This is a genomic window from Caulobacter sp. SSI4214 (genome assembly GCF_012184455.1).
Classification (GTDB): Bacteria; Pseudomonadota; Alphaproteobacteria; order Caulobacterales; family Caulobacteraceae; genus Caulobacter; species Caulobacter vibrioides_E.
In genome coordinates this window covers 23558-38432 of the sequence record NZ_SZWJ01000002.1, presented here as the reverse complement: position 1 = coordinate 38432, position 14875 = coordinate 23558, and the positions used below count along the sequence as shown (strand labels likewise).

General features: G+C 67.3%; 8 protein-coding genes. 4 read left to right on the top strand and 4 right to left on the bottom strand.

All coding sequences use genetic code 11. The annotated features are described in order from the left end of the window. Nucleotides 1-58 precede the first annotated feature (58 nt). Complete coding sequence (locus FCU40_RS01020) at nt 59-1390, top strand: oligogalacturonate lyase family protein (protein ID WP_168072321.1); 1332 nt, start codon at nt 59-61, stop codon at nt 1388-1390. A gap of 94 nt (nt 1391-1484) precedes the next feature. Further along, the gene (locus tag FCU40_RS01015) at nt 1485-4829 is read left to right on the top strand and encodes a DUF4450 domain-containing protein (RefSeq protein ID WP_168072320.1); all 3345 of its coding nucleotides are present in this window, start codon (nt 1485-1487) and stop codon (nt 4827-4829) included. Nucleotides 4830-4881: 52 nt separating this feature from the next. Here the strand turns inward: FCU40_RS01015 and FCU40_RS01010 are convergent, their stop codons facing one another. The 3 genes from FCU40_RS01010 to FCU40_RS01000 form a co-directional block, all read right to left on the bottom strand. Continuing rightward, nucleotides 4882-6243, bottom strand: coding sequence for a glycosyl hydrolase family 28 protein (locus FCU40_RS01010; protein ID WP_168072319.1), 1362 nt, complete (start codon nt 6241-6243; stop codon nt 4882-4884). 73 nt (nt 6244-6316) lie between these two features. After that, nucleotides 6317-8593, bottom strand: a complete 2277-nt coding sequence (locus FCU40_RS01005) for a glycoside hydrolase family 88 protein (RefSeq protein ID WP_168072317.1) — start codon at nt 8591-8593, stop codon at nt 6317-6319. 257 nt (nt 8594-8850) lie between these two features. Continuing rightward, entirely contained in the window at nt 8851-9903 is a 1053-nt protein-coding gene (locus FCU40_RS01000) for a LacI family DNA-binding transcriptional regulator (protein WP_168072315.1), read from the bottom strand. 196 nt (nt 9904-10099) lie between these two features. Here FCU40_RS01000 and FCU40_RS00995 point away from each other — a divergent pair, with 196 nt between their 5' ends. Continuing rightward, the gene (locus tag FCU40_RS00995) at nt 10100-11677 is read left to right on the top strand and encodes a glycoside hydrolase family 28 protein (RefSeq protein WP_168072313.1); all 1578 of its coding nucleotides are present in this window, start codon (nt 10100-10102) and stop codon (nt 11675-11677) included. Between the two features lie 49 nt (nt 11678-11726). Then, nucleotides 11727-13379 (top strand): glycoside hydrolase 43 family protein, encoded by a 1653-nt coding sequence (locus FCU40_RS00990; protein WP_168072311.1) that lies wholly within the window; start codon nt 11727-11729, stop codon nt 13377-13379. 27 nt (nt 13380-13406) lie between these two features. Here the strand turns inward: FCU40_RS00990 and FCU40_RS00985 are convergent, their stop codons facing one another. Beyond that, nucleotides 13407-14633 (bottom strand): glycoside hydrolase family 28 protein, encoded by a 1227-nt coding sequence (locus FCU40_RS00985; protein WP_168072309.1) that lies wholly within the window; start codon nt 14631-14633, stop codon nt 13407-13409. Nucleotides 14634-14875: the final 242 nt, after the last annotated feature.

Below are 14875 nucleotides of genomic sequence, written 5' to 3'. Positions count from 1 at the left end.
GGGGCCTGGCGTGGGCCTTCCCTCCCGCCAGGCCCCGTTTTTTTGGAGAGTTAAAGTCGTGATCGCTCGCAGAACCGTTCTGGGCCTGGCCGCCGCGGGCCTGGCGGCGCCTGCCCTGGCGCGGGAAACGTCGCCGAGTCCGCTCGCGCCCGCGCCCAAGGACTGGATCGATCCCAAGACGGGTCACCGCATCGTGCGGCTGTCGGAAGAGGGGGGCAGCAAGAACCTCTATTTCCACCAGCACGGCTACACGCCGCGGGGAGACAAGCTGGCGATCACGACGCCGTCGGGCATCGCGCTCGTGGATCTCGGGACCTTCAAGTTGACGCCGCTGCCCAACACAAAGGGCGCGGACCTGCTCTTTTTCCCACGCGCGTCGCGGCGGCTGTACTACTCGGTCACGGCGCCTGGCGAAGGTCAGCCGGCCGATCGCCCCAAGACCATCCACGCCCTCGATATCGACAGCGGCGAAGCCAAGGTCGTGGCGAAGCTGGCCCAGGGCGGGATCACGTCGATCAACGCCGACGAGACGCTGTTGCTGGGCGTCGTGACCTATGGCGGCAAGCCCTTGCAGCCCAAGACCGCCGACGATCTCAAGCGCTTCGGCCAGGCGGAGTACGCCGCGCTGGGGCCCGACGGAAAGCCGCTGTCGTTCGCCAAGGCCAAGGGCGTGCGGATGACCGAGCGCTTCGAGACGCCGACGCCCATGGAGATCTTCACGGTCGATCTCAAGACCGGCGAGCGCAAGGTCGTCCACGCCTCCGAAAAGTGGCTGGGTCACGCTCAGTTCTCGCCGACCGATCCGACCCTGGTGATGTTCTGCCACGAGGGGCCCTGGCACCGCGTCGACCGCATCTGGACGATCCGCGCCGACGGGACGGCCCTCGCCAAGATCCACACCCGGACCATGAACTTCGAGATCGCCGGACACGAGTTCTTCTCGGCCGACGGCAAATGGATCTGGTACGATCTGCAGACCCCGCGCGGCCAGGTGTTCTGGATCGCCGGCCACGAACTGGCGACGGGCAGGAAGCTCTATCGCCGGGTCGAGCAGAACGAGTGGTCGGTTCACTACAACGTGGCGCCCGACGGCAAGCTGTTCGCCGGCGACGGCGGCGACGCCGACATGGTCGCCCACGCGCCCGACGGCAAATGGATCTACGCCTTCCGGCCCGAGACCATCCGCGACGCGGCGACCCAGTTCTACACCGATGACCTGATCACCGTGGACAAGATGGCTAGCGAGCGGCTGGTGGACATGTCGGCTCACGACTACCGTCTTGAGCCGAACCTGACCTTCACCCCCGACCAGAAGTGGATCGTCTTCACCTCGAACATGCATGGGGCCAATCATGTGTACGCCGTCGAGGTCGCCAAGGCCGGAGCGTAAAGCCGCTCGAACGCGCTCTAAATATCTGAATTTATAGCTTGTTTATCCGCTTCAAATGATTCCATTCGAAGCGGGCGGGCTCTAGGGAGTGGGCATGAGCTTCATCCGTCGCGGCGCCGGTCTGGCGCTGGTTCTGGTCGCCGGACTCGGCTGCGGCGGAGCCTACGCCCAGACCGCGCCGACGGCGGTCGGCGGACCTCGTCCCAATCTCGTGGACAACATCGAGCGGCCGATCCGCTACCGCCCGGACGGCGGCGACTTCGTCATCGAGAATGGCGTCGAGACCTTCAATCGCCCGCTCTATGGCGGCGACACCGCGTTCCGCGTGGACGGCGGCGATAAGCCAGAGTTCGTTTTCTACCTGCCGGGGCGCGGTGGCAATCTGCGCCTGGGCTTGGCTGGCCCTTCCGGGGCGCGTTGGTTGCAGGAAGCGGCGCGGATCACCACCCGCTATCGTCCTGGCGAGTTGCTCTATGAGGTCCGCGATCCGCTGCTGGGTCACGGCGTGCTGCGTATCGAGGCCGTGGCCTACGCCGCCACCGAAGGCCTGGCTTTGCGGATCGAGGGCGTCGACCTGCCGCCCGGCCTGGAGCTGATCTGGGCGTTCGGCGGGATCACCGGCCAGCGCGGCGTTCGCGATGGCGACATCGGCACCGAGAAGGTTCCGATCTCCGAGTGGTTCCAGTTCAAGCCGTCCTTCGCCGAGACCAACCGCGTCGCCGTGAGCGATGACGGCTTCAGGCTCAGCGCGCCCCAGGCGACCATCATCGGCGCCGCTAGCAGCCACGCGCGCTATCAGCGTGGCGAGGCGAGCGCCTGGAACGACCTGCCGCGCCTGCTGGCTGGCGGCGCGGCAGAACAGGGCGCTGTCGCCATTGGGCGCTCGGACCTGACTTCGGACACGCCGCTCATCCTCTCCTTGCAGCGTGTGGACGCCGGCGTCGCCGACGATCTGGCGGATTACAAAGCCGTGCGCGCCGACCGTCCCGAGGACAAGGCCGCGCCGGCCAGCCGTCCGCCGGCCTTCGCCCGGGCCGAACTGGCCGCGCGGTTCGAGGAGGCGCGGCGCCACTTCCAGGCCCTGCGGGATCAGGTGCGGATCGAGACGCCCGACCCCTATATCAACGCCGCCATGGCCGCCCTGAATGTCGGGGCGGAGGCCACCTGGGACGGGCCACAGCAAGCGGTCATGCACGGCGCGGTCGCCTGGCGGACCAAGCTGCTGGGGTGGCGCGGCCCTTACTGGCTGGACGCCCTGGGGCGCGCTGATCGCGCCGACCGGCATTTCCGCGACTGGGCCAAGGGCCAGAACGTCTCGCCGATCCCGGACGCGATCCCGCCGGCCGACGAGGACGCCAATCTGGCGCGCGCCGAAAAGGCGCTGCATTCGAACGGGGATCTCTCGAACTCGCACTACGACATGAACACGGTCTATATCGACGCGCTGTTCCGACACCTGATGTGGTCCGGCGATCTGAAGCTGGCCCGCGATCTGTGGCCGACGATCACCCGGCACCTGGCCTGGGAGCGCCGGCTGTTCCGCCGCGAATTCGGCCCCCGCAAGCTGCCGCTCTACGAGGCCTACGCCCAGATCTGGGCCAGTGACCACCTGTCGTACAACGGCGGCGGGGCTACCCATTCGTCGGCCTATCTGGCCTATCATAACCGCATGGCGGCCAGGGTCGCGCGGCTGATCGGCGAGGATCCCGCGCCCTACGATCGGGAGGCCGACGCCATCCAGGAGGCCATGCGCGGCCTGCTCTGGATGCCCGACGTCGGCGCCTTCGCCGAATACAAGGACCTGATGGGCGAGCAGAGGCTGCACCCGGCGTTCGCCCTATGGACCTATTACCACGCCATCGATTCCGAGGTCGTTTCGCCGGCCGACGCCTGGCGGATGTCTGACGCCCTCGAGCGCTTGCCGCGCATACCGATCAAGGGACCCGGCGTGCCGGCCGACGCCGCCTATGGCCTCTACGCCACGACCGACTGGATGCCCTATGCGTGGTCGATCAACAACGTCGCCACCCAGGAGAACCTGCACGCGGCGCTGGCCCTGTGGGAAGCGGGGCGGAGCGACGAGGCCTTTCGCCTGACCAAGAGCGGCATGCTGGCCAGCATGTTCATGGGGGTCTCGCCTGGCAACATGGGCACGCTGGCTTGGCCTGATGTCTATCGCCGAGAATCTCAGCGCGATTTCGCCGACAGCGCCGGGGTCACCGCGCGGACCCTTGTCGAGGGGTTGTTCGGTCTCCGTCCCGACGCGCTGGCCGGGAGGCTGACGATCCGGCCTGGTTTCCCCGCGAGCTGGCGGCATGCGTCGATCACGCATCCGGTCTTCGCCTATGAGTTCAAGCGCCAGGGCGACGAGGATCACTGGACGCTGACGCCGCGCGACGGGCGCTTCAAGACCGTGGTGCTGCGTCTGCGAGCCCCGCGCGAGGCCGTGGCGGGTGTCGTTATCAATGGCGTGAAGGCGGCCTGGAAATCGGCGGCGGACGCCGTGGGCGGTCCGGCCATCGAGATCACGGCGCCCGGCGACAAGCCGGTCGAGGCGGTCGTGCGCTGGAGCGGCGCCGCTGTCGACAGTTCCGCGATCGGGCCGGCAAGGCGCTTCCAGCGCGTCTCGCGCAACGGGCTGACCTGGCTGGCGCCGATCGCCGGACCCGCTTCTGTCAAGGCGCCGCTCATGTCGGCGCCGACTACCGTGACGGGGCGAATGGATCCGGTAGCCGTGACCTTCAACGACCGCGTCACGGCGATCTATGCGAAGAACAAGTATCGCTCGCCGCGACCGCGTGGGCCCTCGCTGGGCGTGCCGGCCCAGGGTCTCGGCGGCTGGGCCGGCCACGTGAATCAGATGGCCGTGATCGACGACACCGGCTTGCGTCGCGTCGCGGCCAGGCAGGGCGGCCAATTCGCGACGCCCTCGGGTGTCGTGTTCCGGACGCCGGGCGCGGCCGATGCGCCCAACATCGTCTTCACCTCGCTTTGGGACAACTACCCCAGGCAAGACGTCATCCCGCTGTCGGGCAAGGCGTCCCGTGTCCACCTCCTGATGGCTGGCTCGACCAATCCGATGCAGAGCCGTTTCGACAACGGAGAGGTGGTGGTGACCTATCAGGACGGGACGATCGATCGCCTCGCCCTGCGCAATCCCGACACCTGGTGGCCGATCGAGGAGGACTATTTCCTCGACGACTATCAGTTCCGGGTCGATACCCCGCCGCCGACGCGGGTTGACCTCGCGACCGGACAGGTGCGCGTGCTGGACCCCGTGACCTTCAAGGGGCAGGGCCGCGAGATCCCAGGGGGCGCGGCCACGGTGCTTTCCCTGGCGCTCGACCCGCGCAAGCCGCTGCGCGACCTGACGGTGCGCGCGACGGCCAACGAGGTGGTGATCGGGCTGATGGCCGTCACCCTGGAGCGCCCGAACTAGGCCGGGCGACCGAAAGCGTGAGCGGCTTCTGCGCTCGCCCCCGGGCCTCGAGCTAGAGACCCTTCACGCCCGTCGAGGCGGCGATCTCGGGCGGCCTGCCGTCCAGGGTGTCGATCTTGCTGCGGGTGAAGGTCCAGTCCTTGGCGTTGGCGATGCGGCCGCCGGCCTGGGCGTCCAGGTCCAGACTGTCGAACGCGAAGCGCTCCAGCGGCAGGTCGGGGAAGGCGGCGACCTCGAACGCGGTCTTGGCGCCGACAGCCTTGATGTCGCTGATCCGCACGTCGCTCAGGCGGCAGCGACCCTGCTCTGGCGGGACGTGCTGGGTCATTATTTTCCAGTATGGCGGCACATCGGCCATGCCCCGCGGGATCTCCGCGTAGCTGTAGCTGGGGTTCCAGTTCAGGTTCACCCGCAGCACGGTGGCGACGTCGTGCAGCCGCATGTCGGCGATGTCGATGTCCTTCACCGTGCCGCCGCGCGTGTGCGCCGACTTGAACAGGATGCCGACCGGCGTCGGGTGGTGCACGGTCAGGCCCGAAACCTTGATGTCGTGGAAGCCGCCCGAGGTTTCGCTGCCGAAGGTGACGCCGGCGGAGGCGTCGCGGATCACGCAATCGCGGATCGTGACGTTGTAGGTCGGACGGTTCACGCGCAGACCGTCGGCGTCGCGGCCGGCCTTCAGGCAGAGGGCGTCGTCGTTGCAGGCCACGTCGATCCGCTCGACCAGCACGTCGTGCGAGGAATCGATATCGACGCCATCGGTCGACGGACCACGGCCGCCTTCGTTGTTGCGGATGTTCAGGTCGGCGACGTGGATGTCGCGCGAGTAGCAGACATGCACGGTCCAGAAGCCGGCGCGGCGCAGGCGCGGACCGGCCAGCTCGATCTTCTCGCTGTCGAACACCTGGATCAGGCGAGGGCGCTTGCAGTCGTAGTCGGCGGCCCAGCGCAGCCCCTTGGGATCATATTCGCGGCGAAGCGCCCAGTAGCTGTCCCAGAACACCTTCCCATCGCCGTCGATCGTCCCGTCGCCGACGATGCGGACGTTCTTTTGCCGGTAGATGTTCACCAGCGCCGCCGGCCAGGTGAGCTCGATGCCGGCGACGCGGGTCGGCATCTCGGGATAGTCGGCGATGTTCCGCGAGCCCAGCAGGGTCACGCCCTTGTCCAGCCGCAGGGTGACGCCCGACTTCAGGAAGATCGCGCCGGTGCGATAGACGCCGGGTTTCAGCGCGACCGTCGCGCCGGTCTTGGCGGCCGCGTCGATGGCGGCCTGTATGGCCTTGGTGTTCAGGGTCTCGCCGTCGCCGATCGCGCCGTGGGCGTTGGCCAAGATCGCCTTGCCGGCGGCGAGCGCCAGGGTGGGGGCGGAAGCGGCCACGAGACCGAGCTGGAGAAGAGCGCGTCGTTGCATGGGAGCCTCAGGCGCTGAAAGTGAAGGGGTGGAAGCGGGAACCGACCTCGACCGCGCGGGCCGGCAGTTCGGCTTAGCGCGCCGGGTTGAAGTCGGGCTTCTGGGCGAAGACGTAGGTCTCCCAGTCCGCGCGCGAGTGGAAGTCCAGGCCTTTGTCCCAGGCCGCGCCCATGTAGTAGACGAACGGCTTGCCGGGCGTGACCTTGACTAGAACCAGCCAGTCGCTCTCGGTCTCGACCAGGTCGACGATCTGGCGCGGGTCGACCAGCAGGGCGACGCCCATCGCGCCCTTGTCGGGATCGGTGACGTCCCAGAATGAGAACACGCCCCTGGCCTTGTCGGCGCGCAGGTCGCCGGCCGTCTTGGCGGTCGGGGCCTTGGTTATCCCGATGGCCACGGTGATCGGCGCCTTGGCGTTCGAGCCGAAGGTCGAGACCATTCGCGTGAAGTTCGTACCCAAGGGCAGGGCGAAGGTCCGCGTCTCCCAGACCTGGCGCTTTTGTCCGACCTTCCAGGGCGCATAGCTGACCCTGAACGACGCGACGTCCGGGCCATCCTTCAGGATCTTGTAGTCCTTCCAGTTTCGCGACACCCAAAGCCTGCCGCCGTCCCAGACGCCCAGGCCGCCCGCGCCGCGCCAGGTCTTGACGTTGTAATAGTCGACGCCTTCGCCGTGGTAGGCGTGCTGATCGCCGGTCCTCAGCTGGCGGGTCATGAACGGATAGCGGACGCTCTTGCCCCAGGCGTCGATGCCCGAGCTGGAGGGCGGTTCGTACTGCTCCAGGGCCGGACCGTAGATGCGGTGGGCCGTCCGGTCGTTCTCCCACAGGATGTCGTCATAGCGCTCGGGCGCGTAGCGAACCGTGGCGCGCGGCTTGTCCTGGCCCACGGGCGGCGGGGCCATGCGGTAAATCATCTTCGGAGGCGTCGGTTGGCCCGGCGCGGCGGGCGGAACCCGCGCGGGCGCAAGGCCCGGCCCCTCGATCGCCGGATCATAGGCGAGGGCGGCGACCGCCTTCATCTCCGTGGCGTGTCGGGCTTCTTCTTCCGGGCCGCGCACGGTGCGCGGCGCGGCCGGCGTCGGGCTGGTGGCGGCGACGAAGGCGGCGGCGTCTGGCGAGGGCTCGGCCAGGGGCAGGGCGGTCGCCGGCTCGCCAAGATTCATGACCTCAAGGCCGGCCAGCAGGAAGGCCCCGGCGCCGTAGGGACCAATGTCGTCGGGAGCCGTGGCGACGGGCTGGTCGCCGGTCTTCTGCACCGCGCCGAGCATGCCGTTGGGCAGAACCTGGGCTTCCAGGCCCTTCCAGCCCTTGACGACCGTCGGCAGGTAGGTCGCGCGATCCAGGACGCCGTGGTTGATCCCCCAGGCCAGGGCATAGACGAAGAAGGCCGACCCCGAGGTTTCGGCCTCCGGGAACCTGTCCGGCTGCAACAGGCTGGAGGGCCACAGGCCGTCGGCGCGTTGCAGGCCGGCGATCCGCTTGGCCATGGCTTGGAAGATGGCGATATAGCGCGGCCGCTGGATGTAGTCGGCCGGCATCGCCTCAAGCACCCTGGCCATGCCGCCCATCACCCAGCCGTTGCCGCGCGACCAGAAGAGCTTGCGCCCTTGTTCGTCGCGGCGCTCAATGAAGCGCTCGTCGCGATAATACAGGCTCTCGTCCGGATCGTAGAGCCGGGCGAAGGTGCGCCACCACTGGGTGTCCATCGCCTTGAGGTACTTGGCGTCGCCGGTCAGGGCGCTCATCCTGGCCAGGACCGGAGGCGCCATGAACAGGGCGTCGCTCCACCACCAGACCAGATGCTCGGGGATCGGCTGGCGGGTCAGGTGCGGCAGCGCCCAGTCCAGGCGCTGGCGCAGGGGCATGATCACGCCTTCCTGGCGGCGACGGGCGTAGAGCTCTTCATAAAGATCGCCGATCGCCATCTCGTCGGCGTTCAGCATGGCCTTGCCCGACTTCGCCCCGCGCAGGGCGTAGTTGTAGTGCTCGGCGGCGTCGGTCAGGAACTTCAGGGTTTCCTTGTCCTGCGTCACGCGGGCCAGGCGCGCGGCGCCGACGTAATAGGTCGCCGAGACCCAGTTGGACGAGATCTCACGCACCGCGCCGCCCGTGGTCAGCGGAATAGGCTCGGCGCGCATGGCCTTCATCTGCGCGGAATTCGCGCGGTTCAATACGGTCAGCACCGCCTCGCGCGAAGGCAGCGTCTCCTGCTTCGTCGAGACGGTCTTTCCAATGACCGAATGTGGCGCGCGCGCTGGCGTGGCGGCCGCGGTCGCGCCGCTCGCCAACGCCGTTCCGGCCAGCGCGACAGCGATCAAGCCGCGGGGGGTGGAGAAGACTCTAAACATCCCTGATTTCCTCCGCGCAATGCCACTGCAACCGGTGTCATTGTCATTATGTGGAATTCTGTGCCACAAAATGGAAGGGTTGGAAAGTTGGTCAGAGAGGCTTTTGCCGCGCCGAGGCCTCATCGGCGACGGCGTGGACGTTGTCGGCCCTCAGGCGGAAAGCCCAAGTTCGAAGCCGATGGTCCGCGCCGCTTCAAGAGCCTTGGGCGCATGGCGCGGGGCGTATCCTTGGCGAACATGTCCGCTTGCGCCTCCCCTCACGTGCGGGCGTCGCCAACTCCAATAGCGGCGGTCGATTGCCTGCGCACAACGCTCAAGGGCACCGCCTGTCGGCGAAGCTCGGGCGGTCGATCATTGATCATCGCCAGCAGCCGCTCAGTGGCTGTTTCCGCCATCTCGCTGAGCGGCCGTCTTATCGTCGTCAGAGCCGGAGAGATCATCGAGGCGAGATCGGAATCGTCGAAGCCGGCGACGGAGAGTTGGCTTGGCATATCGAGGCCGGCTTCACGCGCGGCCTTGACCACCGCGGCGGCCATGATGTCGTTACAGGCGAAAATCGCGGTTGGTCGCGCCTTCATGCCAAGCAACGAAGCCGCCGCGGTCATGCCGCTTTCAAACCCGTAGTCGCCCTCGCGCCGTTCAAGTTCAACGGGCGCGCCGGACGCCGCCAGCGCCTCCAAGAAACCCGCCTTGCGCTGTTGAGCCGATTGGAAGCGAGGGGGACCCTCGATTATGGCGATCCGTCTGTGTCCGAGCTGCAGCAGGTGGCGGCCGAGCTCGGCGGCGGCGGATCGCTCATCGCTGATCAGCATACAAGGGTAAGCCGTCACATCGATCGAGGCGATGCCAATCGACGGCACACCCATGGCCGTCAGGCGCTGGGGGATCGCATCGATTTCCGAAGCCGGGGGCAAGACAATCAGCCCGTCGACCCGCGAACGCTGAGCGAACCTCTCGACGTTCTGGGCGACGTCGGGATCGCTGAATCGGACCGGATGGACGACGAGTTCAAAGCCATGCCGCGCGCAGACATTGGCGATGCCCCGCTGCATCACGCCAATCACGTGGGCGTTGGGGTCATCCTGGACCACGGCGATGAGATTGGAGCGACCCGTGGCCAAGGCCCGGGCCCTGGCGCTGGGGCTGTAACCAAGCTCCCGAATGATCGCCTGCACCGCTTCGCGGGTTGCTCCCCCGACCTTGGGCGAGTCGTTGAGCACCCTCGAGACGGTTCTGATGGAGACGCCAGCCGCTCTGGCGACGTCATCGATCGTAACCGACAGGCTGGCGGCGGGATGTTTCCCGATCATGCTTTTGAGCTCCCCTCGGGCGAACGATTAAGCTTCTGTATCCAAAGCGCAAGGCGTGAGGCCAGCGCTGGCGCCGTGTATTGCCAACGCTAGCATTATCTTTGCTACCGGTAACATTCGGCGTTGACAGCTTTCCGTCCGCCTTGTTTGCATGAAGCCGAGACCCGAGGAACGGGCAGCGGGAGGAACGATGCGCATGGATCGTAGAGGGCTGGTGCTGGGCGGCCTCGTCGGCGTCGGGGCCATGGCGTCGGATCATCCCGCCCGCGCCGCGGGCGGGGCGGGACCGGCCGTTGGCGCACCGCCCCGAGGGGTCAATGTCCGCGACTTCGGCGCGCGAGCCGACGGCGCGACGATCGACTCTCCAGCCATCAACAAGGCGATCGATCACGCCGCGACGCTGGGCGGCGGGACCGTCTATTTCCCGGCGGGAACCTACGCCTGTTACACGATCCGCCTGAAGAGCAAGGTCACGCTGCATCTTGATCAGGGAGCCGTGATCTTGGCGGCCGAGCCGAGCGGCGTCGCCCCGAACGGCTACGATGACCCCGGCCCCGGCCCGGGCAACGCCTATCAGGACTATGGCCACAGCCATTGGGCCAACAGCCTGATTTTCGGCGAAGGCCTGCATGACATCGCCATCACCGGGCCAGGGCTGATCTGGGGCAGGGGACTGACCCGCGGCCACCGCTTCGCCGATGATCCTCCGGATGTTTCCGGCCCGGGCGTCGGTGACAAGGCGATCGCCCTGAAGAACTGCCGCAATGTGCTCTTGCGCGACTTCAAGATCCTGCGGGGCGGTTGGTTCGCGCTGCTGGCGACGGGCGTCGATAACATGACGATCGACAACCTGATCGTCGACACCAATCGCGACGGTCTCGACATCGACTGCTGCCGCAACGTCCGGGTCACCAACTGCACGATCAATTCGCCGTGGGACGACGGCATCTGCCCCAAGAGCTCGTTCGCGCTCGGCTATGCTCGGCCGACCGAGAACCTGACGATCTCCGACTGCTATCTGACCGGCAATTACGAGATGGGCTCGGTCGTCGACGGCTCTTGGAAGACAATGCCCGCCGGCTTCCACGGCTATGGCCGGATCAAGCTCGGAACGGAGTCGAATGGCGGCTTCAAGAACGTGACGATCACCAACTGCGTCTTCGACCACTGCTACGGCATCGCGCTCGAGACCATGGACGGCGCGCTCACCGAGGATATCGCCATCAGCAACATCACCATGCGCGGTCTGGGGTTCCCGCCGTTGTTCCTGCGCCTGGGCAGCCGTATGCGCGGTCCGGCGGGCGTTCCCGTCGGCAAGCTGCGTCGCATCACGATCCAGAACATCGTCAGCTACGGCGCGACGCCTCAGCCCTCGATCATCGCCGGCGTCGCCGGCCATCCCGTCGAGGACGTCAAGATCAGCGACGTCTATTTCCATCAGTTGGGGGGCGGCTCGAGCGAACTTGCCAAGCGGAATCCGCCCGAGGCCGACAAGGCCTATCCGGATCCGGACATGTTCGGCGACCTCCCGGCGACGGGATTCTTCATCCGCCATGCCCGCAACATCGAGATGAGCAATGTCGAGATCGTCACCGAGGCGGCCGACGCCCGACCGGCGTTTTGGCTGAACGACGTGGTCGAGGCCGATTTCTTCCGGCTGCGGGTGCCCAAGGGGCCGAGCTTTCATCTGGATCAGGTGAGCGCCTTCAGATCGTTCGGCAGTCGCTGGATCGAGGACCGTCGCTTTGACGAGACCGTCAGCCAAACCTTCTAGGCCCGCCCCGCTGGGGAGGCGGTCCTCATCTCCGTCCAAGGTCGATGTGATGCGCGTAAAATGGTTCGCGGCCCTCGGGATGGCTGGCGCGGCGCTGGCCGGCCAGGCTCACGCGGCGGCGATTGAGACCGCGTCCTCCCCCCGGCAGGCGCCGGCCGTCTACCGCAATCCGATCTTGCCGGCGGACTATTCCGATCCCGACGTCATCCGCGTGGGCGACACCTATTATCTCGTGGCGTCCAGCTTTCACTTCTCGCCCGGCGTACCCATCCTGTCGTCCAAGGATCTCGTGCACTGGACGATCATTGGTCACGTCCTGCCAAGGTTGCCATTCGCGCCCGAGTACGATCTGCCCGGGCCCGTTCCCACCGACGACGCCGGAGCGCGAATGCCCCGGGACATGCGCGCTTCCGGCCAGCGCTACGCCGGCGGAGTCTGGGCGCCGTCGATCCGGCATCACGACGGACTGTTCTACGTCTATTTCGCGACCCCCTACGAGGGGATCTTCATGTCGACCGCTGCCCGTCCCGAAGGGCCCTGGAGCCCGCCCGTCGCGGTGATCTCCGGTCCCGGCCTGGAGGATCCCTGTCCGTTCTGGGACGACGACGGCCAAGCCTATCTCGTCCATGGCAAGGTGGGGGCGGGGCCGCTCGTGCTGCATCGCATGGCGCCGGACGGGAAGTCGGTCCTCGATCCAGGAACGGTGATCGTCGAGGACGCCAAGGCCCTTCCCATCCTGGAGGGGCCCAAGCTCTATAAGCGCGGCGGCTACTACTACATCTTCGCGCCGATCGGCGGGGTGGAGACCGGCCCCCAGGTCGCGCTGCGCGCCAAGAGCCCGTGGGGGCCTTACGAGCGCCGGGTCATCCTGGCCCCTGGCAAGTCAGCACTAAAGGGCCCGCACCAAGGCGGCTGGATCGAGACCCCGTCCGGGCAGGGCTGGTTCGTGCACTTCAACAGCGCGGGAGCCTATGGGCGCATCGTTCATCTGCAGCCCGTCGTTTGGAAAGACGATTGGCCGTTCATCGGAGAGCCGATCCCCGGCGCCGGGCCTGACGAGACCGCGGGCCAGCCGGTCGCCGAGCACGTCATGCCGGACGTGGGCGGGCGCTTCCCGTCGGTTTCGCCCCAGACGTCCGACATGTTCAACCGCGCCACCCTGGGGCCGCAGTGGGAATGGAACCACAATCCCGATGATCGGCGATGGAGTCTCACCGCGCGCCCAGGCTTCCTGCGCCTGACCGGCCGCGCCGCGCCTAATTTGGTGAGCGCCCGCAATACGCTGACCCAGTCGCTGCAAAGCCTGACCTCGGTCATCACCACGCGTCTCGACGCGGGCGGCCTCGTCGATGGGCAGCGGGCGGGCCTCGCGATGTTCGGGGCCGGCGTCAGCGCCATCGGCGTCCTCAAGACCGACGGCGCGCCGCGGATCGTCTTTTCGTCAATGGGCCACGACACGCTCGGGCCGTCGCTTCCGGGGCGGACCGTTACTCTGCGCGTGGCCGTCGCCGACCAGATCGCCCGCTACAGCTACAGCCTCGACGGCGGCAAGACCTTCATCCATGCCGGCGAAGCGCCTCTTCCGCGCTTCAGCTGGTGGAAGGGCTCGCGTCCCGCGCTGTTCAGCTACGGCGATCCAGCGCGGACCATAGAAGGCGTGGCCGACTTCGACTGGGTGCGGGTTGCGCGAGGCGAGAAATGAGTCTCGCCGGTCGCGACGAAGCCGCGCTTATAGCGCGGCGACGGCGCGACCGTTGACCTCGACGCGGGCCAGCGTCAGGCCCGTCACGTGGCTGACGACGCTTGGCCGCGTCACGCCCTCGAACTGGCAGTCCTTGATCTGAAAGTCCTCGATCGGAGCGAGCGGCAGGCCTTGCAGGTCCACGGCCTGAGCACCGGCCCGCACGCGCATTCGCTCTATCCGCACCTTGCGCAGCATTGGCGTGAAGCCGCCCTTGGCGCCCTCCTCATAGTTGAAGTCACAGGTGATCGCCGCGCGGGAGACCCGCCCCACCGAGACGTCGCGAACATAGATGTTCTCGACGCGCCCGCCTCGCATCGCGTTGTTCTTGAAGCGGATGGCGTACCAGAGTTGGTCGCTGTCCATCGTACATCGTCGCACGAAGACATTGTCCACGCCGCCGGACACCTCGCTGCCGATCACCACGCCGCCATGGCCGTCCTTCATGACGCAGTCCTGGATCAGGATATCGCGCGTGGGCCTGGCTAGGCGCCGGCCATCCGCGTTGCGCCCCGACTTGATGGCGATGCAGTCGTCGCCGCAGTCGAAGACGCAGCGCTCGATCAGCATGCCTTCGACGGATTCGGGATCGCAGCCGTCGGTGTTGGGGCCGTGCCCGAAGACGCGCACGTCCCTGACGATCACATCGCGGCAGAGGTCGGGGTGAAGGGTCCAGCAGGGCGCGTCGCGCAGCGTGACGCCCTCGATGAGAACATTGGCGCAGTTCTGGAACTGGACCATCATCGGTCTCAGATAATGACCCTCCCCGAAAATTCTTTCAGCGACAGGAACGCCGCGCTCAGCCATCTCGAACAGGGCTTGCCGGGCCTTGCGCTGATCGGGCAGGCCTGGGCGCCAGCCAAACCTATGACCGCCGCTCCAGGACCACCAGGCCTGTCCCTGACCGTCCAGAACGCCACGTCCGGTAATGGCGACGTCTCGCTCGCCGTCGGCGAAGATCAGAGGGGAGTAGTTGATCAGTTCGACCCCCTCCCATCGCGTGGCCACCAGCGGATAGTGCGCGGGATCGGTGCTGAAGACGAGCGTCGCGCCCTCGGCGACATGCAGCTCGACGCCGCTTCGCAGGCGGATCGCGCCGCTTAGCCATCGGCCAGGGGGGATCAGCACCCGCCCGCCGCCGGCCGCGGCGCAGGCCTCGATCGCCCGCGAAATGGCGGTGGTCGTCGCCGCGACGTCATCCGCCACCGCGCCCATGGCCGCTATGCTCCACAGCGCGTCCTTGAACCGTGGCGGCCGGGCTGAGCGTTCGATCGCGTCGGCCCCTGTCCAAGGCTCCGGCGCCGCGAGCGCGCTTCGCGGCGCCCAACCGGCGGTCGCCAAGGCGGCGAGCGCGGTCCTGCGCGATAGGGCAAGCGGTTTCACTAGGCGTCCTCCCCGTGTCGCCGACTTCGCGGCGCGAAGGCTGGAAGCGATCCATTTTATGAAATACTATTGCA

Excerpts from the sequence above, each read along its gene's own strand:
- FCU40_RS01015 (WP_168072320.1), top strand. The coding sequence starts at position 1,485 with ATGAGCTTCATCCGTCGCGGCGCCGGTCTGGCGCTGGTTCTGGTCGCC.
- FCU40_RS01010 (WP_168072319.1), bottom strand. The coding sequence starts at position 6,243 with ATGCAACGACGCGCTCTTCTCCAGCTCGGTCTCGTGGCCGCTTCCGCC.
- FCU40_RS01005 (WP_168072317.1), bottom strand. The coding sequence starts at position 8,593 with ATGTTTAGAGTCTTCTCCACCCCCCGCGGCTTGATCGCTGTCGCGCTG.
- FCU40_RS01000 (WP_168072315.1), bottom strand. The coding sequence starts at position 9,903 with ATGATCGGGAAACATCCCGCCGCCAGCCTGTCGGTTACGATCGATGAC.
- FCU40_RS00995 (WP_168072313.1), top strand. The coding sequence starts at position 10,100 with ATGGATCGTAGAGGGCTGGTGCTGGGCGGCCTCGTCGGCGTCGGGGCC.
- FCU40_RS00990 (WP_168072311.1), top strand. The coding sequence starts at position 11,727 with ATGCGCGTAAAATGGTTCGCGGCCCTCGGGATGGCTGGCGCGGCGCTG.
- FCU40_RS00985 (WP_168072309.1), bottom strand. The coding sequence starts at position 14,633 with ATGGGCGCGGTGGCGGATGACGTCGCGGCGACGACCACCGCCATTTCG.